The 24,323-nt window shown below is 53.5% G+C and carries 15 protein-coding genes and 2 pseudogenes; 4 read left to right on the top strand and 13 right to left on the bottom strand.

Annotation, left to right across the window (positions count from 1 at the left end; all coding sequences use genetic code 11):
- The first annotated feature begins 11 nt into the window (after positions 1–11).
- A complete protein-coding gene (locus D7M11_RS04950) occupies positions 12–1,331 on the top strand; it encodes an ABC transporter substrate-binding protein (protein ID WP_120746055.1) in 1,320 nt (439 codons plus the stop codon).
- A gap of 213 nt (positions 1,332–1,544) precedes the next feature.
- Here the strand turns inward: D7M11_RS04950 and D7M11_RS04945 are convergent, their stop codons facing one another.
- On the bottom strand, positions 1,545–1,973 hold the full coding sequence (locus D7M11_RS04945) for an SRPBCC family protein (protein ID WP_120746054.1): 429 nt from the start codon (positions 1,971–1,973) through the stop codon (positions 1,545–1,547).
- Positions 1,974–2,208: 235 nt separating this feature from the next.
- Here D7M11_RS04945 and D7M11_RS38010 point away from each other — a divergent pair.
- Positions 2,209–2,271 (top strand): annotated as a pseudogene (locus D7M11_RS38010) (S-layer homology domain-containing protein); the annotation flags it as partial.
- A gap of 6 nt (positions 2,272–2,277) precedes the next feature.
- Positions 2,278–2,544: an S-layer homology domain-containing protein gene (locus D7M11_RS04935; protein WP_120746053.1), complete on the top strand. Its 267-nt coding sequence runs from the start codon at positions 2,278–2,280 to the stop codon at positions 2,542–2,544.
- A 148-nt stretch (positions 2,545–2,692) separates the two neighbouring features.
- Here the strand turns inward: D7M11_RS04935 and D7M11_RS04930 are convergent, their stop codons facing one another.
- Both D7M11_RS04930 and D7M11_RS36295 read right to left on the bottom strand, forming a co-directional pair.
- Positions 2,693–5,971 carry a DUF4838 domain-containing protein gene (locus D7M11_RS04930; RefSeq protein WP_193556114.1) on the bottom strand — a complete coding sequence of 1,093 codons (3,279 nt, stop codon included), beginning with the start codon at positions 5,969–5,971 and terminating at the stop codon, positions 2,693–2,695.
- 268 nt (positions 5,972–6,239) lie between these two features.
- A complete protein-coding gene (locus D7M11_RS36295; protein ID WP_158606442.1) occupies positions 6,240–6,416 on the bottom strand; it encodes a hypothetical protein in 177 nt (58 codons plus the stop codon).
- Between the two features lie 863 nt (positions 6,417–7,279).
- Here D7M11_RS36295 and D7M11_RS04925 point away from each other — a divergent pair.
- Positions 7,280–8,062: a helix-turn-helix domain-containing protein gene (locus D7M11_RS04925; RefSeq protein ID WP_193556113.1), complete on the top strand. Its 783-nt coding sequence runs from the start codon at positions 7,280–7,282 to the stop codon at positions 8,060–8,062.
- Between the two features lie 191 nt (positions 8,063–8,253).
- Here the strand turns inward: D7M11_RS04925 and D7M11_RS04920 are convergent, their stop codons facing one another.
- The 10 genes and pseudogenes from D7M11_RS04920 to D7M11_RS04875 all read right to left on the bottom strand — a co-directional run bounded on the left by D7M11_RS04920 (position 8,254) and on the right by D7M11_RS04875 (position 23,892).
- Positions 8,254–10,680 carry a family 78 glycoside hydrolase catalytic domain gene (locus tag D7M11_RS04920; RefSeq protein ID WP_158606440.1) on the bottom strand — a complete coding sequence of 809 codons (2,427 nt, stop codon included), beginning with the start codon at positions 10,678–10,680 and terminating at the stop codon, positions 8,254–8,256.
- 77 nt (positions 10,681–10,757) lie between these two features.
- Complete coding sequence (locus D7M11_RS04915; RefSeq protein ID WP_193556112.1) at positions 10,758–11,870, bottom strand: ABC transporter substrate-binding protein; 1,113 nt, start codon at positions 11,868–11,870, stop codon at positions 10,758–10,760.
- Between the two features lie 466 nt (positions 11,871–12,336).
- Positions 12,337–12,600, bottom strand: a complete 264-nt coding sequence (locus D7M11_RS04910) for a hypothetical protein (RefSeq protein WP_120746048.1) — start codon at positions 12,598–12,600, stop codon at positions 12,337–12,339.
- A 40-nt stretch (positions 12,601–12,640) separates the two neighbouring features.
- Positions 12,641–12,847: pseudogene (locus D7M11_RS04905) on the bottom strand (hypothetical protein); the annotation flags it as partial.
- A 128-nt stretch (positions 12,848–12,975) separates the two neighbouring features.
- Positions 12,976–16,044, bottom strand: coding sequence for a DUF4838 domain-containing protein (locus tag D7M11_RS04900; protein WP_120746046.1), 3,069 nt, complete (start codon positions 16,042–16,044; stop codon positions 12,976–12,978).
- A 63-nt stretch (positions 16,045–16,107) separates the two neighbouring features.
- The gene (locus D7M11_RS04895) at positions 16,108–17,130 is read right to left on the bottom strand and encodes an alpha/beta hydrolase family protein (protein ID WP_120746045.1); all 1,023 of its coding nucleotides are present in this window, start codon (positions 17,128–17,130) and stop codon (positions 16,108–16,110) included.
- Positions 17,131–17,283: 153 nt separating this feature from the next.
- Positions 17,284–18,897, bottom strand: coding sequence for a response regulator (locus D7M11_RS04890; protein WP_120746044.1), 1,614 nt, complete (start codon positions 18,895–18,897; stop codon positions 17,284–17,286).
- Positions 18,894–20,774 carry a histidine kinase gene (locus D7M11_RS04885; protein WP_147433398.1) on the bottom strand — a complete coding sequence of 627 codons (1,881 nt, stop codon included), beginning with the start codon at positions 20,772–20,774 and terminating at the stop codon, positions 18,894–18,896. The genes D7M11_RS04890 and D7M11_RS04885 overlap by 4 nt, the downstream gene beginning before the upstream one ends.
- A gap of 132 nt (positions 20,775–20,906) precedes the next feature.
- On the bottom strand, positions 20,907–22,244 hold the full coding sequence (locus D7M11_RS04880) for an ABC transporter substrate-binding protein (RefSeq protein ID WP_158606439.1): 1,338 nt from the start codon (positions 22,242–22,244) through the stop codon (positions 20,907–20,909).
- Between the two features lie 202 nt (positions 22,245–22,446).
- Positions 22,447–23,892, bottom strand: a complete 1,446-nt coding sequence (locus D7M11_RS04875) for an extracellular solute-binding protein (RefSeq protein WP_158606438.1) — start codon at positions 23,890–23,892, stop codon at positions 22,447–22,449.
- Between the last annotated feature and the right edge of the window lie 431 nt (positions 23,893–24,323).

Genomic DNA, 24,323 nt, shown 5'->3' with positions numbered 1-24,323 from the left:
GAGGTTAGGACATGCCGAATTCCGGCAAACGACTTGGTCTTATCTTTATTGCCGCAGCGACTGCGGTATCTATGACAGCCTGCAGCAACGGTAACGCGAATCCGAAAGGACAAGAAGTCGCCCAACAGCAGCTTGATTCGCCAAAGGAAGTGGAGCTTACCTTGTATTCGGACGTAGGAGATCCCGAAGACGAAGTGAACCGCGTTTATATCGAGCCGCTGCAAAAGAAGTACCCGCATATTAAAATGAAGTACGTCCGGTCCGCTGTCGGCACGACAATGGCGGATATGCTGGGGAGTAGCGCCAAGTTCGATATTTTTTATCATGGCAGAGGCCCCTACGAGGAAAAGCTGCAGGAATTCAATCTGATGTTCGACATGACGGAGCTTGCCCGCAAGAATAATATCGATCTCGGCCAGTTGGAGCCGACTGCGGTCGATTCCATAAAGGAGGCGTTTGCAGGTAAACTGTACGGGATTCCCGTCACCTTGAACAGCCTGGTTGTCTTTTACAACAAAACGATCTTCGATTTATTCGGCGTGCCCTATCCGAAAGACGGCTTGACGTGGGAAGAGATGTTCGAGCTGGCCAAACGGATGACGCGCTCGGACGGTCAACGCCAGTATTATGGGTTCAGCATGAACGGCACTGCGCAATTTGCAGGTATGAACTCGCTGTCGATTCCTTTCGTGGACGGCAAAACGAATCAACCGACCATCCTGTCGGACGAGCGATGGAAAACGCTGTTTCAAACCGTATTTCTAAATCCCGTCATGACGGAAACGTTCGCGTCCGCCAAAAAACTTCCAAACTGGGCGTCGTTTAGCAAGGATCGCAACTTGGCGATGATTTTGTATACGGCATCGGTTCCAAACGCCTTTGAGGAAGAACTGAAGACACTGGACTGGGATATGACCGCATTGCCGGTATTTAAACAAGCACCGAATGCAGGCTCACGCGCTAATCCGATCTACTTCGGCGTCACCTCGCTCTCCAAACATCCGGATGCGGCAATGGAAGCCATCAAGTTCTGGACATCGAACGAATACCAGATGGAAATGTCGAAGAAAGGCAAGCTGATGGCATCCAAATCCAAAGATGTCACTGGGGCGCTCGGTTCCGAATCGGTATTCGCAGGCAAAAACTGGGGAGCGATTACACGTTATCCCTTCACCCCGCTTGCACCCCTGACCAAGTTCGACAACAAGGTGCGCAACGTCTATACGACCCATTTGAACACTCTGATGGCGGGCGAAGCCGATCTTAACACGGCGCTGCGTCTGATGAATGAAGAAGCGGCGAAAGTCATCAAAGAGGAATTGAGTCGTTAGCCTGTATCCTTCCTATCTGTGTAGTTACTTTTAGCTTCACTTATACTACACCATTCGAAGAAAATTGCTTTTTGTTTAGCTTTATTTTTCTGTTTAAACCTTAATGCTAATGCGCATAATTTACTTAAATAATGAAAAAACCTCCGCTCCGAGTGATGGGGAAGGAGGTTTTTTCACTGTTCATCTTGATTAAATCTGGTTTCCAGTTATCGTTCAATTGGATCGTTCGGCATATTTTTTAAAATTGTCCATAATCGCCTGCCATCCGGCTTTTTGCATCTCAACCGGATTGCTGTTTTCCGCGTCAAACGTTTCGCTTACCTTTGTTTCGTTTCCAAGGGAAGTAAACGTAATACTAACTGTTCTCCCATCTCCGAGCGTATAAGAAATCAACTCATTGGTTCTTACTTCATCGTAAACCCCGCCGAAATCAAATCCAAAACTGCCGTCTTTCGCTTCCATTCTGGAAACGAATTTGCCGCCAACCCTTAGATCATTTTCGGCAAATGGCGCGTGCCAGTCATCTGAAGCAAAGCTCCACTTGGTTATATGCTGCGGCTCTGTCCAATACTCCCATACTTTTTCAACCGGTTTACGAACGGTTGCTTCTACCGTTACTTTCGTAGGATTGCCTGTCTCCATATGATTTACCGCCTCTCTACCTAATAGTTAGTTTCATAGTTTATTATACAGTTAATTTGATTGGCGAACACACTTTGTATTAAAAAAGCAATTCATCCCTCTTATGCCAGTACCGGCCCGCTTCAACATCAAAATCCAGATTGAAATCGCCAAGCCCCGCTGGAATTTACGGTACGCGGGATGTACAACGGCAAAACATTTGAAATCAACAAGTTCAACGCCTATGTAGAACACGATCGGTCTGATCAGCGGCTTTGAAGACGGCACGTTCCGTCCGCAGGAGAGTATTACGCGCGAGCAGGCGATGGTCATCATCGCCAAGGCGATGAAGATTACGCAGCTGCAGAGCAAGCAAGCAAAAGCTCCGCAAGCGTGGACGCCTTCGATCAGTGACTTCACGGACCGTGCAGCGATTGCGGATTGGTCGACGGCAAGCATCGAGGACGTCTTGAAAGTCGGACTCGTAACAGGCCGCAACGGCAGCAAGCTGGCGCCGAAAGATACGGTAACCCGTGCGGAGATTACGGTACTTGTAGAGCGGCTGCTGCAAAAGTCGCAATTGATTAACTGAAAATAGTACGAATAGTTATTAGGGCTATTCCATTGTGATCGTCAAAGTCGGTTTATGGAATAGCCCTTTTTCATGGCCTCTTTCAACTCATTGCTTCATTGCTTCATCAGGAAGGAAACATTCACCTCTATTTGTTCAGCATCGCGTTTCAGCGGAGCTGAAGCGGGATGGAACGTATAGGAAACTGCACACCGTTCAAGCTGATACGGAGTTGGAGGCTATAATCGCCGGGAGCAAAACCTTGGGTATTCAGGTTGTACTGATAATGGTTGCCTCGCCATGTAAACTCCCCCACCTCCGATGACGCTCCTTCTAGAACAACCGTTGCAGCCGCATTGGTGACGGTCCCGTTCCCGCCGATGATTCTGAACTTCAGCGGAATCGTACTGTTCGCCGCAGGGGCTATGTCGCCTACCAGCTCTTTGGTCAAGTCCTCGTACTGATAGATCGCATACGCAAGCGTCTGTACCGATGAATGGCCTGCGGCGTCCCTCGCCTTTACTTCATACACATGCTGTCCTAAGGCAGTGTTCAACACGATCGGCTGACTGCCATATACGGCATTGTTGACCGTAATGGACACGACTCCCGAACCTGGACTATCTTGGGCGGATGCATGAAGATACAAACTCGCATCGCTCCAGTTGAGCGGCGCTGCGTTGGTGCCGAGCTCCAGCAGCGGAGCTGTCCGGTCGATGCGAAACGCAACTGTCGTTACATTTCCTGCCATATCCCGTACGGTCAAAGAGTGTTGACCTTCGGCGCTGATGGTCCCGCCGCTCGCAAACGGTGTCCCGTTCCATGTTGCGGTATAGGTCAGTCCCGGTATGGGGCTGCCAAACGTGACGGTAACGGGATCGGCATACAACCCGCCATCCGTAACCCCAGTGATAAGGGGAGCGGGTGACAAAACTTGCAGCGCATCAAACGAAACATATTTGCCAGTCCCGGGCGGAGTCGCCTGTCCCAATACTTCAATGCGTATGACATGCACCCCTTCCGGCAGCAATCCGGTGGAAAAAATCTCTTGCTGAAATGCCCTTGTCGAACTGTAGAAGCTGATTGTTCCGCGATGCTGCCCATCTACATAAACCGCCGCATTTCCTTGCGTGGGGCTTTTGAGACTGATGACTTTCGCCATTTTCCCGCGAAACGGAATGTCCACATAAGACCCTTGAACCTGGCTCGTCTGCTTGGTGTTCCCGATAAAGCCGGCATCCGACTCAAAGGTCCATCCTCCTGAGCTGCGGACAATCGCATCTCGGTTATCGACCAGCACCATGTGCGAGTCCAGTACGGCTATGCCGTCGGACGGTGGCGCGATGCTGCCGAGTGGAGTAATGACATACATGTAGTACAAATTTGTGGCCAAACCGGTTGTATCGAGCGTCGCGGGAATGTTCGCAGATACAGCCGCCATCCGTCCGTACACTGATGCTCCAACTGATTCTATGGCCGCCCGGGTCGCCGCCGTAGCGCTCGGCACCAGATACAACGTGCCGTACACCGAACTGGTCGCCGTTACCGGCTCTCCTGCCGCCAGCGGGCCGGGGGTCACATTCGTCAGCTTCGGCCGATCCGTCCATCCTTGCGTCCGGCTATCGACGGTGGGCAAATTTCGGTTCTCCTCGAACGCATCCAGCACTCCCCCCCAAACAACATGCCGATCAGAAATATTTTGCCGGAATGTCTCCAGCTGTTGGCGCAGCAGATCGAACTGTTCCCATGTCGCATCGGCTGGACGTGTCTTTTCATACCCGTACCGGACGACTTCTCTTAACAGCTCCAGATGCTGCAGCCCATCGCGCAAAAAAGCGATCCTTGCCAATGCCTCGTCGTCGCCTGTCGCCAGCTGTTCCGCCTGATCCAGAAAGGCTCGCGCATTCCCAAGTACCGTGTCTGTGTACAAATAAGGCAAAATATAATAGCTTCCCAAGTACGAACTGTAGGAAAATCCTTTCTCTCTGGACAATGACGCGTACCATCCGGGACCATTGCGGTCGCTATTTGCGTCCGGATATATCGCTTCCTCGGCAAATTGCTCCCAGTAATCCAGATAATTCTCAATCGCTGGCGCGGCATTCCCGAAGGCCGAAGCGTACTCGCCGATTATATCGTCTACAGAAAGATCCGGACGAGCCGTAAGTCTCCCGATTACGTAATACGACGGCCCTTGGGTCCCCCAGTTGCCAAACAACGAATCAAAATCGAAACCTTTTATCCCGTTTGCCTGGGCGTACTTGAAATAGTTACCCTGCCCATGGAGCGGCATATAGGGAGCTACAAAGCCGGAGTACCACCAATTCGGACGCAGGAACAGCGACGCTCCCGCATCGGACCACCCATCCCAGGCATCATAGTTCGAGAACGAATTGACAACCCCGAGCACCATGCCGTCGTTCAGCTCCACGCCCGGCGGAGGCGGTTCTTTGTAGGCGCTGTAGGCGTAAGCGGTCAGTTCCACATCAGGACGGATGAGGCGCATCTTATCCAGCAGCCGGTTCCAGAAGCGGACATAACGCGCGGTCAAATTTGCATTCCCTCGCCAAATATCTATAACCGACTGTCCGCTTGGCGTATCCATCGCCAAACACGCCGCACTTACGCAGAAGCCGGTGCTGTCATTGGGCGACACGTTCCAGCTTGCCGGGGCACCCGCTGCCTGCCATTCCTGAATGATCACATCGTCGACGGCCGGATTGCCGATATCCAGCTTGATATTTCCGGGAGATACTTGCTGCTGCCCCGCCGGCGGTACCGCAAAATATTCCGGATGTGCGGCTCCATATTTGTTCCACCATTTCGTAAAAGAATGACCGAATTCGTATGTAGTGCGGCTGCCCATCTGATGCAAACGAAGCCAATAGGCTCCCTCTTCCGGCGCGCCGGTGGGAATGCGCAGTTTTCGCCACTCCAGCGGAGGGCGGGTTGTCACATCCAGCTCAGGTACGGCAATGGTGTCGGTCTTCGGAACGTAAGTACCTGTTTCCCCCGGCCACAGCCAGCGTACGCCCATGACATGATCGAGAAAGTAAGTGACAGCCCATAGGTCGGCGTCGGAAAAGCTCCCCATAAAGACCAGGTTATTGCCGGTAGTAACGACCCGATACTCCTCTTCGTCAAGCGCGCCCGGCGTAAAACCCAACGATTGGGCGTACGGACCGGGGCCGATCACAATGTGCATTGTGTCCGCAGGTAAGCCGGCCAAATCATCCACATCAACAATTGGCAAGGTCGCTCCTGTTGCACGGCGGACGTCGTTCTGCAATTCCGCAACCGCCTCGGAAACATTCGTACCAGGCACTTGGCGGACGATGACACTGCGTGCCACACCATCTTGAACGAGGTACTTGGTGGCGTCGTCTGCAAATAAAACCGCCGGTGCCGCCGTGAAAATGACGGTAACGAACACGAACAAAATTGACATTCGCAACATTTTCACTATGGATTCCATCTTCAGCGCATTCTCCTCTAGTTTCGATTAATTGAACATTTTTGCAACATGCTTTGCAACATATACCGTATGCATGGACAACCGCGTCAACGGCGCGATGTTCGGACTGGGATCACCTCTTTCGGTTCTTTTTTGTGGCATACCGGAAAGAATGAAATTAAAAAACCTTATAGGAAGCGTTTACAACACTTACAGTATACATCCAATGATGTTTCATTTTTAGTTCCATTTTTGTTTTAAATTATGGTAAGGCGACACTTAAGGCGACACGGAGCTTGCCTGCTTTTTTCATGACCCATTTGTCCAAATACACGCCTGTCGTCTCCAAAGCTGGATCGTGCTTCTGCCAATCGACGGAGGACATCAAATTTTTACGAATCAGCGGCTCGTCATCGACTAGTAGCAAACAGACTTTCATATTTTTCCTCCTCAACGATAACATGGAAGCAAACGGTAATTTGCATTGTAAATGAAAGGAGCATAAGACTTGGAAGCTCCCTAGTCTTATGCTCCTTTTGTTATAAAGCTGAAATCATAGTTATTCTACATCGATAAAATATCGATAACTGTCGGCCCACCACGTACATCCTTCCCGCTGACCAAGCTTTGCAAGATAGCAACTGCCTGTTATTCAAATCCTTGGTTGCTGGCCTGCCGTAAGCTGCCTCACCCCTCCACTGACGACGTCGGACACGGCACCGGAGGCAGGCCACGCCGACAAATCGGCCTCCTCTTTGAAGGTCCAGACATCTTCGGGAGGAGAGATGTCATAAGTCCCCGGAGAGAAGGCCCTCTCCAGCTACTGCTTCATATCCGCTCCCGGTCACTAGGAGAAACAGCAACACAGCTATATGAATACAACGTGCTCTCATTTTCGGCACCCTTTCTGCAGCAATATACTTTTTATCATCGTAGATCGATGATATGATTAAGGAAAAATGAAGATCTTTTCTGATCGCATATACATAATATAAGAAAAGCTTCTAAACGAAGCCTTTTCCACGACGAATGCCCCGGCGTAAGGGGTAGCTTTTCTTGCAACATCAGAATCTTGAGCTTCGCTCAAAACTTATACATTCTTATGTTATAAGAAAAACGTCTATCGACGTATTCCAAAGATGAGCGACCGTGGTTTAGCGGAAGTTTATTCTTGGCAAAGAAAGTCGTATTTCGTTTCGCTTTAACGCTTTACTGAACTTAAACTTTCTTTAACGATTACAAAAAAGCGAGGGAACGCCCTTGTCGAGACTATCCACTTATGTCCCGCACGATATGTATTATATGTATTGGGAACGGAAGGAAAAATTTTTGCTGTATGAAGATATCGATGAGAACTGGACAATGTTTGCTGTAGAGAACGGGTCGTTTTACTATGAAATCGGGGAAGAGCAGGGAACAGCTTCTTTGGGCGACATTGTGATTTGTCCTCCTAAAACCCCTTTTAAACGAGTCGTGATTTCCCCTCTATCCTTTCATAATATAAAAATCGAATTACGTCGTCCTGATCGGGCAACACAGCCGGAACAGCACGAAGATCCATTGTTTCCAGGACGGAAAGTCAGCATCGTCGATTTGGAACGTCTGCGATTCAATTTTGACCGTTTGAAATTTCCCAAGTTAAGAGCGACATCATCCGGACGCCGAAAAATAAGTCACCATATTTTGGATATCTGGTACTTGATCTGTGAGGAATGGGACCATGATAATCAGACATTGGCGCATGGAATGCCGCATACAGCGGATGATCCCGAGATGACCTGGGCAGCGCAAGAAATGAAACGGCAAGCTTTCGAAGAACTGCAAATCAAACAGCTTGCCACGGCGCTTGGATTGACGCATACCCAATTTACAATTCGATTCAAAAAGGTCTACCATACCACGCCCCATAAATACATGACGTCATTAAGGGTGGAGAAAGCCTGTACCCTGCTGCTGGAAACACAGATGAATTTGAATCAGATTTCAGAATGCTGCGGCTACCAGAACGGGTATTATCTGAATCGGGTGTTCACCAAAGAAATGGGTATAACTCCGGGAAAATACAGGAAATTGCATCAGATTTGATTCTGGAAAGGAGAACTACTCCGCCGCTGCAGGAAGCAGAAGGGGCACCAACGCTGCTGCTACCGGATTAAAATTCGGGAACAAAAGCAAACGCTGAAGCTGCCCCCTCCCTTTGCCTTCGTTGTTCACCACGTTTTTAGGTTTAAGTCCGATGAACTTTTTTGTGTAAGAAACGCAGTTACGTATTAACCCTATGTTTCTTGCTCCGTCCATTCGAGAGCATGACTACCTGCGGGACAAAGCCGTCCTCTGACGATTGCTTCGCAGCCTTCGGGTACAACTAGCTCCAAGCTGATCCGCTCTTCCTGCCTGCGCACATCGATATGGATTTCCCCGGCAGGAGTGGCGACCGTTCCCTTGGCATGCGCCATGCCGAACAGCCGGGGAGCCACATGCACCCGCTTGAAGCCCGGGGCCGCCGGACTTACCCCAAGAACCTGCTCCGCCATAAATACGATCGGCATCGCTGCCCAAGCATGGCTCGCGCTTTGATACCGCACGTCCCCTTGTGCAGTTCGGTAAAATACTTCCCAGTTCTCCCATGTCGTCGTAGCCCCTGCCTTCACCATGGCGCCGTACCTTTCGCGAATCATCTGCAGGACGAGACCCGATTGCCCATGCATGGAAAGCGCCTGGTATACGCTCAGCATAAAGTAAGGACTGGCTTTAAGAACCGGATAGCCGCCTTCCCGGAAAAATACGTTCCGGACGATACAGTCCGCTCGTTCCTCTCCCGGGCGGTGCAGATGAAGCAGCGCGAGACTGTTCGTTATCTCACTGACCTTTTCGCTTGTTTTGCCGTCCACGATGCAATCGGCGTAACCCCCTGCAGCTTCATTCCATAAAAGCCGTTTGATGCCGCCCTCCACACGATCAGCCAACCCTCCGAAGACGGCAGCAGCTTCCGCATCGTTTTCTTGATAGGCGAAATGGACCGCGACACGCAAAGCTTCCAAATATTGCAGGTTGAGCGCACCGATTATACCGCCCCTCGCTACATCTGGGGCCGATCCTGCCGGCAGTTCCCCCCAATCGATAAACGACCAGTATGGAACATCCTCAAGCACGCCTTCCTCGTTTATATACGCAGTAAACCAGCGCAACGCCAGGACGATGTTTGGCCACCATTCTGCGATCGGGCTGTTGTCGGCCGTATAGAACTCGTAGTCGCTGAATGAACATATCCACTGCAGGCAAAAAGACGGGATCGGTGGAAAGTTATGATGGCCGTCCGGATACCGCGACTTCGTCATCCCCGACTCATCCTGAGATTGCCCGACCTGCATGAGCAGCTTCGCGTGCAGCCGGCTGTCGCCAGTAAAGTAATAGTTGTAAATAGACTGTACGCGTCCGTCCCCCATCCACTGCTGTTGTTCGCGGCTGGACGAGTCCAGAAAACCGTCCTGCATGCAGCAGCGCAGCGTATGGGCCGATATCGTCCATATGCGCTCCAGCTCGTGATCCGGACACGCAAAACCCGAGGTTCGGGATACGGGGTAATACCTCGTCCGGATGCCGACACGATGGAACGTGAGCGGCCCCTTATGATTCCGTACGCGAATCTGCACGTAACGGAACGCCTTCCAGCCGAAGACAATCTCCAATTCGTTGCGTCCACCTACAAGAACGAACCGGTCGAAGGAGCGGTTGTTGTTCATATTCAGCAGCGCTTTACCTTCCCATAATTCTTCGGCATAGACCACATCGAGAATATCCCCTTCCGTTCCGGTCACGTCCAACTGCAGGAAGCCAACTTCCATACGGCCGAAATCAAAGGTGACAACGGATGCCTTACCATGCTCTGTTCGCTGTACGGTATAATCGGCCGTCCCAACACGGTCCAATGGAGAAACGGTCAGGCCGGCTTCCTCTTCAATGATCTGCTTATGCAGCCGTACCACTGCATCCGGCCGTTCGACCAACTCGCCAACCCCCGCGATACGGCAAGCTGTAACCTCATCTTCTTCGAGAAGCGGAATGTCCCGCGGGACGAGGTTCCAGAACGGCGACAATTGACGGTTCCGCGCTTTGGCCTGCATCCAATCCCCATCGTCGTATCCAGGCTGCTGCCACTGCCCATCCTCGAGCCGAGCATCGTAAACTTCCACCGGTCCTTGACAGCCGTTAATACGTGGTGCATTCCGTTCATAGGCGGGATGCAGGCTGCATTTCCAGCTTGCGTCGCTTGCGATCCGCATACAGCTCCCGTCCTCATGATCGACAGTACATTCCACCAACAGCGCCGGAATCCGGTGAACGGATTGTCCCGTGCCGTAACCGAAGTGGAGAGCGAGAACGGCAATCGTATTTCGACCCGGTATAAGCCTGGTGCCGATCTCCCATACGTCGTAATATTGCCAGCGCGGATCACTCCGGCACGGCCCCCTGCCCACGTAATGGCCGTTGATGTACAGCATGTACCGGGAGTCCGCAAAAATCCGAAGCTCGCTTCGTTTGGCGGCCGCCTCAGGCAGTTCGAATTCGCGGCGGAACCGACAAAACGAATTTTTAGGCTGTTCGTAATGCGTCTCGACCTCGGACGGATGCCAGATGATCGACGTCCGACGATCCCATTGTATTTTTTCATGTACCGGACGCTTACGGAAAAAACGATGCATCCGACTTCCCTCGGCTTGACCCCCTTTAACGGGTTGCAACTCTTCGGTAATCATCGAAACAATCATCCTTTCACTTGTTATCGGGCTGGTTGTTCTTGCACTTCGTTATATTTTTTCTGAATCGCTTCCTGTGCATTGCGATTCGCGGTATTGATGTCCAGTTGATTGGTGTTCATTGCCTTGATCTGGGCGGAAAGCACGGCGTCACCTTGCTCTGTAATTTTGTCTGTGACGTAAATCGATGCCTTGCGGTTCTTGACCGCGTCCACATGCTTGCCGAGTTTCTCTCCTTTCTCGAAGATTGCGACCGTATCCTCCTGCAGTTCTCCGCTGAGCAAATAAGAGAGCACCTCAAACGCCGTTTCCTTCTTCTTGCTGGTCGAGGTAAGAACGAATACGCCTCCTTCAGGCGGCACTATACCTGGAGCATCTTGAAAGGAAGGAAAGGTCGCAATATCCCAGCGAAATTCCTTATCGTATTTCTCTGCGTTCAAGAACAGCTCTCGCACCGATCCCGCCCACATGGCAAAATTTTTGTCGTTCGTGAACGTCGTGATGCCGTTTGGCGGCGCTACCCTGTTTTGTTCGTCATAGAGCCGTTTATTCACGCGAAATAGTTCCACCCATTTCTGCCCGGACAAATCGACCTTTCCCTGCTGGTTGACGTAATTGAGTCCCTGCTGCCAAGTCAGGACGCCAGACGGATTGTTCACATGCAGCCCGTAATAGGCTTGGCCGCCATCCATCCGCGTCAGTTTTTTGCCGAGATCGATCGCTTCATCCCACGTCATCCCGTCCTTCGGGTACGAAACACCGAATTTATCGAATAGATCTTTATTGTAAGCGAGCGCATAGGTCGAGTATGTTTTGTTCGTGGAATCGGGCAGAGCCATCAGTTGTCCGTTGCCGCTGTAGCGTCGGATCGATTCCAAATTTTCCGGGCGAAACTTGTTTAGATCGAATTGGTTCGCAGAGACCATCGGACTTAAGTCGGTGCCCAGCTTCAACTCCTGTACTTCGGGAAGCTTTCTGTACACCACATTGATCAAATCCGGCATATCGTTGGAAGACAGCAGCTTCTCCAGTCCCACGTTCACGCTTCTGTATTCGAACGTGACATACGGGAATTTCGCCTTCACCTGCGGATTTTCCGATATTTTCAGCTTAAACTGCTCTTCCGTCCCCGTCATTCCGAAAACGAGCGTGACAGGCTCATTGGTTTTCGGTTTTGCAGCATCCGGGACAGATGCACCTGTTGCTGACGGATCACTTGGCTTGCCGCATGCGGCCAACGAAAACACGGCGAAAGCGCTTACTAATGAATACTTCCAGAATCTCTTCATCTTTTTCATCGACTCCCTCTTCTTCGCAACTTTTTGGACAGCATCACAACGGTAAAGCCGTTCACAACATTCGCTATCTTTTTCTTTTGAGCAAATTCCGCGTTTCGATTCATCCACGAAAAATCGGTATTTAGGGGGCGCCTCCCCAACCTGTTCTTCATTTGCATTATAGAATTAAACAATACCAATAAAAATGCATTTTCTATTTTGAAATTATATACAAACTGTCGACGGTAATCGTTTTGGAAAATTCCGTGCGGGCTGCAAATGGGAAAAAGGCGATGCTGAAAACATCGCCTTACCAGTCCATTCCTTATATCGTCTCGAAAGCGACGTTATTGTGGGCCGACGTCCCGGTACCCTCGTCGTTTATTCCGCTTGATTCGGGAAGGATCGTTCCGAACAACAGCTGATTGCCGTGAATCGTGTTGTACTTTTCCGCCGCCGACGTAATGTGGATCGCATTCTGCGATCCGTACCGGATCGTTGTACCGCTTGCCGATATCGCTTTGCCGATATGCTTCAGTCGATTGCGGATCGTATTGCCCTGAATGGTAGTATAGCTGGAAGAGGACATTACAAGGATATCGCCGCTATTGGATGCGTTACCGCTTTCGTCAATGGTTGTTCGATATCACGATGGAGGAGGAGGTTCTCACATCGATCCCCCAATACAAGCAGTTGTGAATTCGGTTGCCTTCGACGATATGGTTGCTGCTTTTATTCATATCGACGCACGGAGCAGGGGTATCGAACCATTTGCCGCTTATTCGGACATCTGTCGTTTGTTGCGATAAAATCCCGCGCGTACCGTGAAACCGGCTCGATTCGACAACACCATTTTAAATCTTTAGTTCTAGTATAATTTGTTTCATAAACCATCTTCTCCCGTTCTCTCTCGTATAAGATTGCCGAATGGGATAACGGTGTTGTCCCATTCGGCCCCTCGGATTTATCGTTGGAAAACGACCGCATCGTCCAAATAAATTTCGTCGCATTCGTCAATGGCGATAATCAACTGTACGTCCTTGACCGGCTTGCCGCCAATCGCTGACGGAATGTTCTCCAGAAGTCCGACGGAAGACCACTTGCCTGCCGTGTCCGCCAGATCGACCCGGATCGTCTGATACGTGGCCAGCCTTTTGCCCTGCGAATCCCTCGGATACATTATCAGTTGAATGTTGCCTTCTTGGGTTCCGGCCGGCGTGTAGTAATGCACGATACCCGCGGTAAGTCCCGATTGGGCGGAAAATATTTGGATCGCGCCTCCCCGTTTGCCGCCGGCCTTCAGTCCGGCGACTTTCAAGCTGGCCGTGCCGGTGCGAGCTGCCGCGCCGATGACGCGCTCCACGGTTGTTCCGGCCGCTTCGATCCACGGCTGCCAAGACGTTGCCGTCGTTCCGCTGCCGGACTCGAAGGACGAATTGGCCGTCAGCGATGCGGACAACCCGGTACCAACCTTAAGCAGCAGCTCCGCATAGTCGCGTACATCGGATGAAACACCGCTGCCCGCCAACCTGTATACCGTATTCGTCACCGAACCGCCCGATGGCTCGTGCAGCGCCATGTAGTCGGCCAAATCGGCGAATTCGAAGCCGTTCCAGCCGGACCATTCCGCCGCCGGCTTCGCGATCATCCGCAGCGCAGGCTCGCTTTCGAATTCGTTCATCAGCTCCTTGCGCTCCTGCGCCAACTCGAGCCGTTCGCCGATCGCGCTCCCGAGGCCGTTCGCGAGACCGATAGCGGCCGCTTCGCTTGCAATCGGCTCCCCTTTGCGCGGGAAGCTCCGCACCGTCATTTCGTAATAATCGAAGGCGCTGTGCAAGATTTGCGCCCTCGCTTTTTGCGGTTCGGTGACCGCTTTGGCGACAACCGAATCCATCAACGCTTTCGTGGACTGCAAATCCTGCTCAGTCACCAAATTCAAGTAGGAATGATTCAGAAAGTCGAAATATACGTTTGATTTCGCCTTCTCAAACCAAGCCGTACCTTTCACGCGCTCGGTCCAGAATTGCTCCCAGAACTCGTAATACGCTTTCAAATCGGCCGCGGCGGCAGGTCCTACCGACCGTTCGTACCACTCGTCAAGAAGCGTTTTCACTTTGAATTTGCGATCGGTTTTGTTTTGTTTCGGTCCCTTCGCGTGTTTTTCTTTATGTTTCTCCGCGTCCGGGTCCGGATTCCAGAGAAGCTTGGCGAGCAACCAGGCCTTCGGACCGTCCCCCGCGTTCAGGTTCATTTCCGTATATGTTCCGACAACCTCATGGTCGGCCGCGTACTCCCAATTTTCGATCGTTTGGCCGGAATAGATGCGGGGCAGTAAATATTGCGCGCCGTACATGTAATCGTACCAACCGATTTGGGCGGCGGCGGCGTTCCATTTTTCCATCATCCGATGTTCTGCCTTCTCGACGTCCTTGTCGATCCAAGCCATCCGGTCTTTCGTAAGAAATGGAACGACGCGCGAGTTCAGTGAGAACGATGGCGGGTCCGCCACTTCCCGGTAGGCTATCAGACCGAACCATTTATCCGGATACATCTGCAGCACCCTTGCGACGACTTCGTTCACCCAGCCATAGTAAATGTCCGACATATTCACAAATCCCATCGAGTTTTTCGCGTTCGGATATAGCGGGTGGGACGGATTCGCTTCGCAAAACCCGCCGATGTCGTTCACGCCAAGCGAATACGACTTCTTCTCCGGATTGTTGCGAAAATACTCGATAATGCCGCTTGCCGCCGCATCGATCGTCCCCGGCACGGAGAAGCACGGCTGCCAGCCGGTACGGACGCCGGCTGCGGGAGGCAGCCCGTTCGGATAATATTCCGGGTGGGTCGTCCCGTATTTCTCCACCGGGAAAAGCTGATGTAAGTTTTCTTTGTACTCATACGCCTGGTTATGCAGCCCCTGCAGCTTGTTCCGCTGCGCCCACACGTTGATCGCCTGCGTTCTTCCCGGTGTCGCGGGGTTCCCCCATGCCGGAGATATGACGCGGTTCGCGAAAACGGGCTGCTCCTGCACATTCTTCATCGGAACGGACAAATCATTGAGACGCGGAACGTCTTCCCCGTTCGGTCCCGGCATGAGCCACCGTACGCCGACATAACGCTCGAGAAATTCCGACACCCCGTTCAAGGAGCCATACTCGGTCGGACCGATGATGGTCACGCTGTCTTCGCGCGGGTGAATAAGAAACCCTTGTTCGTCCAAATCCGCTAGGTCTTGGTCGATACGGGAATCTTCAGCGGAAGCTTTCGTCCCGACATAGAGCTTGACGTACCCCTGGTACGTCTGTCCTTGAGCGTTCCATCCCGCTTCCGTCATAACCGGAAGCGCCGCGCCGGTGGACTTCTTCACGTATTCCACCAGTAGATCGGAAGCGGAATTCGACAACTGCTCGAAGCCGGGGTTTTCCAGCGGTACTAGGACGCCGGACGGGCCGATCAAACGGAAATCGTCGAAGTAAACGTTCCGTATGCCGGTAGTATCGGCATGCAGCAGCACCGCGGCGTAGGCAGCCGATGCCGGAGCCGCCTTCGTCAGCGTAAAGCCGGCCCAGCCGCCGGTCGTGCCGACGCTGACCGAGCTTTGCGACAGCATCGTTTTATCGGCATCGTAATAACGGATAAATACTAGAGGCTGCGTACCCGATTCCAGGTAAACCGATCCAGTTAACGTGTAGCTCGCTCCGGCTGTTATACCGACGTAGCCGCTTTGCATGGCGTACGATTTGGCGTCATTATCGTTGATTTGCAAACTGTATGCCCCGCCATGCTTCTTTGCGTTCGACAATGCAATTTTGCCGTTGCTCGCCGCGGCGGGGGACCAGCCTGGGATCGGACCGGCAAAGCTGTCGGGCTCAGGGATGAGAACGACGGCGCGCGGTTGACCGCCGATCACGATGTCCAACTGCCCGTCCGATTGTTTCGCGGCAGCCAAAGTGCCGAAAGTGAAAAGCAAGAGGATCAGTGCCGCTGCACACATCCGAAACGCCATGTACAATGCGATAAAATGGTTCATCGAAGATAACACACCTTTTCCATGGAATGGGCTTCCTTGTACTGGCTCTCTCTCCGCGGCAGCTCAACCGAATCTCCGGATCGTATATCCGCCCGGACTGTCGCACGTTACGGCAAACGTACCGACATGCAGGTCGTAATCGACGGTCGCCGTACGGTCGGGTGAATCGAGTACGACCTCGAAATGCTTCGTGATCACATACCCGCCGACAACCAGCCGCCCTTTTGGCGCAAGCCGGACCGGTTCCCTATGCAGGCTACGGTTGGCTTCGCTTTGTCCGAAAATGTAAGCGAGCTGCTCGTCGGACGCCTGATCCCAATGGTTGGCCGCCCCTACTCCCGGAAGCTCGTCGTACCGGACCAGACGGCCTTTCCCCGCTTCCTTCGCCTTCGCCGCGAACAGGCGGGAATGCTCGGCCGGAACGCGCACGTCCCGGTCGCCATGCGCCAAATAGATAGGCGTATGCAAATTGCCGATCAAATGAAGGCCGCTTCTCGCGCGGTAAGCCTCCGCATTGCTCTGCGGCGTGCAGCCCATCCAAACGTCCATGTCGTCGCGAAATTCGCCGACCGAATCGTTGTCGTACCACAATCCGTAATCGGAAATGCCGCAGAACGCCGTCGCCGCGGCGAAATAGTCGGGGAATTTGCCCACGATCGCCATGCCGTTGCCCCCGCCGCCGCTGCCGCTCTCGAAGTAGACGACATCCGGATCGACGATGAATTCTTTGTACTGCTCCCTGGCATATTCCACGGCATCGATCACGTCCAGCAACTCCCAGCCGTTGCAGTCCGCCGCTCCGTCGGAGAACGCCCTTCCCCTCATATCTACCTCGATGCGCAAATAGCGGTTGTTCGGGTCCGGCTCCTCCATCGGCCGGTATCGTGACAAACTGGCATGCCAGCCGTGCGTCCCGACGACGATGTAGGACGGCTGCGCCGGCTTTACGATTCGGGCAGCCAGCATCAGCCCGGCTTCGCGGGAAGATTCATAATAGACGAGATCGCAGTACGGGGAATATTGGGCTTCCCGGCCGTCTTTCAGTTTGCTTGGCCGTTCGTGGTCGTCGTAAGATGTATAAGCCATATTAGACCTCCTTGACGCGGAATCGGGCGAATAAACAGAAATCGGTATCTAATAGATGGTTTTATGCCGGCATAAAACGGCCATTCAGCTCGATGCCTTGACGGATGAGCCGTTTGCAAAAATCGTCAAGCAGTTCCTTTCCCGGATTGCGGCTTATCTGGAGCTGTCTTTGACCTCGCCGGGCGTGACGCCCCAATATTTGTGAAATAATCGCGAGAAATAGCCGACGTCCTTATAGCCGACTCGTTCGGCGGTATCGTACACTTTGCAGCCTTCCTGAAGCAACCTCTTGGCGCGCTCCATCTTTTTATCGATGAGGTAATTGGAGAAAGGCTTTCCGACCTCCTGCTTGAACAGGCGGCTCAAATAGGAGGAGTTGACGAACAGCCGCTCCGCGACGTCGTGTAGCGATATGTCTTTGCCGATTTGCTCGTCGACGATCGCAAGCATTTGCCGGACCGTCTCGTGGACTGTGCCGCTCCGCTCCTTCTGCAAATAAGCGCAATACCGGTTCACGAGCCGCAGCAGCCAGTCGAGAGCTTGCTCCCTCGTCTTCAGCCTGCTCAGATGGGCGTATATATCGAAGTCGTCTTCCGCCACTTCGCGGATTGTCCACCCTTGCTGGTGGATCAGTCTGGCGACGGTTCCGCCGAGCGCGATCAGCCGCTCCTGGACGTCTTCCGCCGAAGCGGTCGCAGTTGCGCCGAGCTCGAGCAGCTCCTTTACCAGTTCCGCGGCTTTATCCGCATGTCCCGTCTCCACACTCGACTCAAACTTCTTCTCAAGCGAAACCGGAGGGAGCATCCCCCGTTCCGCCGCTCCAGTGTCCCGGTAAGGAATGACGATGTCAGTGCCGTGCACGATCCGTTCTTCGAGCGACTTGCGGGCTTGGCGGTACAGCAAGGCCAACTGCCCCAGACCATGAGCCGTGCCGCTTATGCCGGCGCTTGCAGTCGTCTTCAGGCATTCCTTTGCGGTATCGGTCAGCTTGACCGCCGCCGTATGAATGTGCAGCAGCAGTTGATTCGGATGGACGCCTTCCGGCGCCGCGAATACCGCAACAGTCGCTCCCGACCCGTCCCTGAAAACGCGCCAAACCAAGCTGCCGAGCGATTCCTTCGCTATATCCGTCAGCGAAAACTGCAGCAGCGGATAGTCGTCCACGCCCGGGCAAGACGCCGTCCCGGTCCCGCCGGCTGCGTCGATATCGATGACCGCCACGGCAAATGCATCCGACTCCGGCCAACCGATTTGCAGCTCCTGCCCTCGCCGGGCGAGCTCGTCATCGCCGAACGTTCCGGAGATCCATTGCTGCATAAACAGCTCCTGCAAATGAGGCAAGTGCTGCTTCCAACGGCCGTGCAGCTCGGCCATATTATGACGCCGCGAAAGCTCGCTGCGAACGCGATCCGCGGCTTCGAGCACGGCGTTCAATATGTCCGTATCTCCGGCCGGCTTCAGCAAATACCGACTGATGCCGAGCTCCATCGCCTGCCGGGCGTAGCCGAAATTGTCGTGTCCGCTCAAGACGATGCAGCGAATGTCCGGATCGATCCGGCGCGCCGCTTCGGCCAGCTCCAAGCCGTTCATCTTCGGCATCTGGATGTCCAGCAGCACGAGCTGCGGTCTGCGCGATTCGATCCATTGCAGCGCTTCGCGTCCGTTCGCCGCCAAACCTACGACCTCGATGCCGTGCTTCTCCCACGGAATATTGTTCGCCAAGCTGATCCGCAGCTTCTTCTCGTCCTCCACAATGAGCAGCTTCATGACTGTACCTCCGATGTAAAATCATCCGCCTCTTCGCCTTCGTCCCGGACGCGATCGAGCGGAATGCGTAGCGTCACTTTCGTCCCTGCATGTTCCACGCTATCGAGCAGCATTTCCGAGCTTTCCCCATAATACAGCTTCATTCGGGCGACTACGTTGCGCAAGCCGAAAAAATCGTCCCGTCCCGGTCCGTTGTCCGATTCGGCAAATGACATCACCCGCTCCGTACACGCATGGCGGGCGAGCCGCTCCCGGATCGTCCCAAGACGATCGGCCGGTATGCCGCAGCCGGTATCCTCCACCGCGATGACGAGCATGCCGTCCCTGACCATGCTCGCGACGCGAAGCATGCCGGTATGATCCAAATCGGCGAAGCCGTGCAAAATCGCATTTTCCACCAATGGCTGAAGCAGCAGCTTGAGCAGGTGCAAGTCCCGGCTGTCGTCCGAGATGTCATATTCGACGAAAAACTGCTCGGAGAAGCGGATTTGCTGCACCCGGATATAGTAATGGAGATGATGAACCGTTTCCTCGAGTGTAAACGTCTCCTGCCCTTTGTTCAGGCTCAAACGGAAAAACTTCGACAAATGAAGCACCATCTCGCTTATTTCTTCGGCATGATGCTCTTTGGCCGACCAATAGATCGAATCGAGCGTATTGTATAGAAAATGCGGATTGATCTGCGATTGCAAAAACTTCAGCTCGGTTTTGGACAGCAGCAGCTGCTGCTCGTAATGGCCTTGAATCAACCGGCGCTGGTCTTCCACCGTCCGGTTGAACGACGCGATCAAATAGCCGAGCTCGTCGCGCCTTTTGCTCGCAAGACGTATTTGCAAATTGCCCATCCCGAGCTGTCTCATGCCGTAAGCAAGCTTCTCCAGCGGGGAAGATATGCTGCGGTAGACGACCCACGAAATCCACAGCGCGAGTATGACGCTGATCGCGATAATCATGTACGTGCTCCACCGTACGGGCGTAGCCGGACGGTTCAGCTCCGATACCGGCTGCGTCATAACGATGGACCAGCCGGTAGCTTTCGACTTCGCCCGGATCATGAGCAGCGGCTCGCCCGTATCGGCGGACGGCCTAATAATGGCGTCCTTGGCTTCATCGTCCCATTCCGGTATCCCCGCAGCGCCGGTTTGCGTAACGAGCGAGCCGCCTGCGGCGTACAAATAAATCTGCGCATCCCGGCTCGATACGAGCGGCACTATCAGCTCGAGCAGCGTCTGCTTCTTGATCGTAACGACGAGCAGATTCGGCATGCTCCGCCGGGGCACCATGTCCATCGAACGCACCATCGAAATGTACGACGGATCGAACATGCCGTTCCATTCGTCGCGTTCTCCCGTCGGAAACGCATCGCCCGGCACAGCCGCGACAGTCAGCTTGTTGCCCGATTGGCCGAGCCATCCGGCGATCCGGTCATATCGTTCGGCATCCTCGAACCGTTTGCCGCCGTAATTGGTGGACAGCAGCGTCCTCGACGGAGACAACAGCATCGACAAGTTGGTCAACAGCGGATTGACTGTCGAGAAATTGGTCATCGTCTTCAGCAGCTGCGCAAATTCGAGCAGCGTTCCGGCCGAAGGCCGCTCCCCCGCCCTCTCGATCGTTGATACCGTCTGAGGATCGGTCGAGACGAGCTCCGCGAGCTCCTCCACGTTCCGCAGCGCAAGATCGATATAGCCGATCGCCGAATCGAGGGCCCCCTTCGTCCGAAGCGCAATCTGCTCCTCCAAGATCGTCTGCGACCGCATGTTGGCATACAAGCTGACCGCGACAAGCGGCAGCAAAATGAGCAAAAAGTAACAAGTCAGCCTGACTTGAATATGCCGCGAAAATTTATCGTACAACCATTGTCCCCATCTCTTCACGCCGGCTACTCCTTCCGCGTTTGCCGGCTGCCGTCCTTCGCGGCAGCGCGCCGGCAATCCTTTCTTTCATTGTAAAGGAGATCGCAGCGTGGCGGACAGCCGTTTTGCTCATGAAGCGCCGTTACGGAGCTGTTACTTGATGGAAGCTTTCTTTGCCGCTATGTCGATATTGGCTTTTTCATCGGCTTCCCGTAGAGCGGTACTGACATCTTTTTCTCCGAGCGCGACCGAATTGAACGCCGCGTACAATGGAGCGGTCGCCATATTCATATACGGGCTCAGCGTGATCGGCGAGGCGTATTGATCGGGTACGACCCCTTTGACGTTTTTGCCCGCGAGAGCCGGAATGTTCTTCCCCATCTGGTCTTTGTATTGCTTATCTTTCAATACCGGAATAAAGCCTTGGTCGATCAGCGTCTTCTGGTACTCCTCCGACGTCAGCCAAGCGATGACTTGGAACGCCGCTTCCCGGTTTTTGCTGTTGTTCGGCACGGCATAATAGGTCGAATAAGGAGCGGAGCCGACTCCCTTCACTTCGGGCAGCAGCGGCAGCGACACGACATCCCAGTTTGTTGTCTCCGGCGGGAACGACGAGCCGCCGATCATCGCCATCATCGCCACGTTTTTGTTTTTGTTAAACGCGGTGGATGGGCTGTTTAATTCGTCGATCGTCGTTTCGTTGCCCGGGATTTGGTAAAACCGGACCATGTTGTTGAATATTTTTTTCCAGTTGTCGCTGTTCAGAACCGCTTTCTCCGTCTTCGGGTCGACCAATTCCTGCGAATATTGGTTCATGAGCGCGAGATGGCTGAACGAGACGCCGAAGCCTTTGTATTTCGCACTGCCGTCCGTCCGCGTCATCTTCTTGGCCAGCTCATATATTTCATCCCAGGCCATGTTGTCTTTCGGGTAGGCGACACCGAACTTGTCGAATAAGTCTTTGTTGTAAAATAGCGCCGTCGTCGAAACTTGCACCGGCAGCCCATACAGCTTGCCGCCGGAAAGCTTGCGCATCCCATCAACGGCCGTAGGCTCGAGCTTGTTTAAATCGAACTTGTTTTGTTGGATCAGATCGGTAATATCTTGGCCGAGTCCGAGCTCAACGATGTCCGCTATCGTTCCCGAGGAGGCGCTGATTATATCGATGCTTGTGCCGGACGCGATCAGATCGGCCAGCATCGTCCCTTTGTCGCGCCAATACACTTTGAACGTGACGTTCGGGAATTTTTCCTTGAGCGACTTGCCGACCCCTTTCATGAAAGATTCCTGAGAGTAGCCCCCTGCATTTAAGTAATACGTCAGTTCGATCGGCTGATCGAGCTTCGAATACGGATTTGCCGGCGTTTCGGCCTGCTTCGGCTGCACCGCCGTTCCTTTCTCGTTATCCCCCCCTGTCTTCGCTCCACTGCAAGCGCTTACGAAAGCGATCGACAGTACGAGCAAACCGGTCGTCCATGTTCTCCGTTGCATGTTGAATGCCCCTTTCCGATTTTTCGTTGTGCGTTCCGATTCAGTCCTGCAGTCGTTACCGCGCCCATACTTACGATCTCGCCCGGTCATCAGGCGCGCAAGGGCTCGATTCGTGCTTCAGCATCACCCCTTTCATTTCGGAAATCGATTTCTAACTATCGTCGCAAGACCGCTTATTCGCGTTTCTTGCGGCTTGCCTACGTCATTTTTCCCGGTTCTTGCTCTCGTACCAAGCATTCACTTCGGCGGTCATTTGTTCGCCGCCCGCTTTATACCATCGTTCGACAAACGCATCGAACTCGGACAAGGGTAGTGCCCCCGCGACAATTTTGGTGAATGTTTCCTGCATGTCTTTCTCCAGATTCGCCCCGTATAGGCCCATAGCCGGCACCGTCGTTCCGGTAAAAGCGCTTTTGATCAAGTTTTGGCCGATCCGGCTTAGATTCTCGTTCAAACGGAACGGCATGCCGAGCCCGTCCAGCCTATCCTTCGTAACCCCGGGTTCTGCGATGTCCGCCAAATTGGAATAGACGCCGCGGTAAAAATGTTTGTTGTGCTCCGCGAAATTGATGACCATTTTACCGTCGGTTCTGGTCCATATTTCATTCTCGAAGCCCAGCTTGATGTCGCGGTATCCTTCTCCGGACAAAAAATCGAGCAGCTTCATCGCGCCTGCCGCATTGACGGCGGCTGCCGGAACGACGCTGTAATAGCGCACCGGCTGGGAAGCGCTCGTGCCTTTGCGGCCGTCCTTGCCGACAGGGTAATCGAGCGGAATCCATTCCGCCTTCGGATCGTTCAGACGGTTATCCAAGATCGGTCCGCGCGTATCGGACCATGATGCGGCGTACAGCCCGATTTTGCCATTGGCGATTTTCTCGTTGAATACGGCCGTCTTATTCAGCATGAACTGCTGGTCCAGCAGCTTCTCCTTGTATAGCTTGGCCATGAAAGCGAGAGCTTCCTTCGTCTCCGGCAGCACGGTTCCGTTTACAAGCCGGCCGTCCCGTTCGTGCCACGCCAAGATCGACACTTGCGTTCCGAATGCGCCGAACAGTGGCGACGCTCCTCCCATATTTTCGCGGATCGATATGCCGGCCGTGTCGTCTTTTCCATTGCCGTCCGGATCTTGTTCCGCGAACGCCTTCATGACCGCATAGTATTCGTCAAGCGTCGTAGGGGGCTGTAGACCGAGACGGTCCAGCCAATCTTTGCGCGCGTACATCAAATATCCGCCGGGTGCTTCGTTCAGGCTCGGTATCGCGTAGATGCGCCCGTCCACCGTTACTTGGTCCCACGCCTCTTGCGGGAAACGTTTGCGTAGACCGGGAGCGTGCCGGTCGATCAACTCGTCCAGCGGCATGAGCGCTTGCCGGTTCACATAATGGACGAACCAGTTCGTGTTGCTGGTGCTGATCAGATCGGGAATGTCGTCGGATGCCATAATGACGTTAAGCTTCGTATCGAACCCTTCGCTCGGCGGAATCGTGAACCGAATGTCGAGGTTCGTGTGCTTGCGGATGCTCTCGATATACGGATTGCTGTTGATATCCATTCCTTCGGGATATATGGCGTTCAGGCCGTTGGTGACGATGCGTACCATCGGGCGCCCCTCATTTCCAGGTCCCGTCGCCTTCCCTCCCGCCAATCCAGCATCCCCCTCCGCGCGGCATCCCGCTACCAGACATGTTCCTAGCAGGGTCACGAGTGCCGAAGCTCTCCGAATCTCTGTCATGCGTCGAACGAAAGCATCCATATGCCGATCATCTCCCTTTGCCGTATGCCCTTACTATATCAGTGTGCCGCAAATTTGGCATATGTCGCCGGATAACATAATTGTAGAAGAGCGGGTAAGCGGCCGCCATATGACCGATATGACATCATCATGGACTTTCATGACAGGTTGACGGTGCGGAAGTCTTTCGTAGCCATCTCGTCCACCTCCGGGGTATGTCGGGGAAAGCGGGACGATCCCCGGGCTGGAACAATCACTCGAGCTTCCGAGGATGCTGTTTTGTTCAGAACGGGAGATCCATTATTTGGAGAGCCTATTTTCGCAACATTTTCCGAAGTAGCAGG

This window comes from Paenibacillus ginsengarvi (genome assembly GCF_003626695.1).
GTDB classification, from domain to species: Bacteria; Bacillota; Bacilli; order Paenibacillales; family NBRC-103111; genus Paenibacillus_AB; species Paenibacillus_AB ginsengarvi.
This window is presented reverse-complemented; position numbering and strand designations above follow the sequence as displayed.

What these genes read in the sequence shown, in the direction of transcription:
- D7M11_RS04950 (WP_120746055.1), top strand. Translation starts at nt 12, where the DNA reads ATGCCGAATTCCGGCAAACGACTTGGTCTTATCTTTATTGCCGCAGCG.
- D7M11_RS04945 (WP_120746054.1), bottom strand. Translation starts at nt 1,973, where the DNA reads ATGGAGACAGGCAATCCTACGAAAGTAACGGTAGAAGCAACCGTTCGT.
- D7M11_RS04935 (WP_120746053.1), top strand. Translation starts at nt 2,278, where the DNA reads ATGGTCATCATCGCCAAGGCGATGAAGATTACGCAGCTGCAGAGCAAG.
- D7M11_RS04930 (WP_193556114.1), bottom strand. Translation starts at nt 5,971, where the DNA reads ATGTCAATTTTGTTCGTGTTCGTTACCGTCATTTTCACGGCGGCACCG.
- D7M11_RS36295 (WP_158606442.1), bottom strand. Translation starts at nt 6,416, where the DNA reads ATGAAAGTCTGTTTGCTACTAGTCGATGACGAGCCGCTGATTCGTAAA.
- D7M11_RS04925 (WP_193556113.1), top strand. Translation starts at nt 7,280, where the DNA reads ATGTATTGGGAACGGAAGGAAAAATTTTTGCTGTATGAAGATATCGAT.
- D7M11_RS04920 (WP_158606440.1), bottom strand. Translation starts at nt 10,680, where the DNA reads ATGCATCGTTTTTTCCGTAAGCGTCCGGTACATGAAAAAATACAATGG.
- D7M11_RS04915 (WP_193556112.1), bottom strand. Translation starts at nt 11,870, where the DNA reads ATGACGGGGACGGAAGAGCAGTTTAAGCTGAAAATATCGGAAAATCCG.
- D7M11_RS04910 (WP_120746048.1), bottom strand. Translation starts at nt 12,600, where the DNA reads ATGTCCTCTTCCAGCTATACTACCATTCAGGGCAATACGATCCGCAAT.
- D7M11_RS04900 (WP_120746046.1), bottom strand. Translation starts at nt 16,044, where the DNA reads ATGAACCATTTTATCGCATTGTACATGGCGTTTCGGATGTGTGCAGCG.
- D7M11_RS04895 (WP_120746045.1), bottom strand. Translation starts at nt 17,130, where the DNA reads ATGGCTTATACATCTTACGACGACCACGAACGGCCAAGCAAACTGAAA.
- D7M11_RS04890 (WP_120746044.1), bottom strand. Translation starts at nt 18,897, where the DNA reads ATGAAGCTGCTCATTGTGGAGGACGAGAAGAAGCTGCGGATCAGCTTG.
- D7M11_RS04880 (WP_158606439.1), bottom strand. Translation starts at nt 22,244, where the DNA reads ATGCAACGGAGAACATGGACGACCGGTTTGCTCGTACTGTCGATCGCT.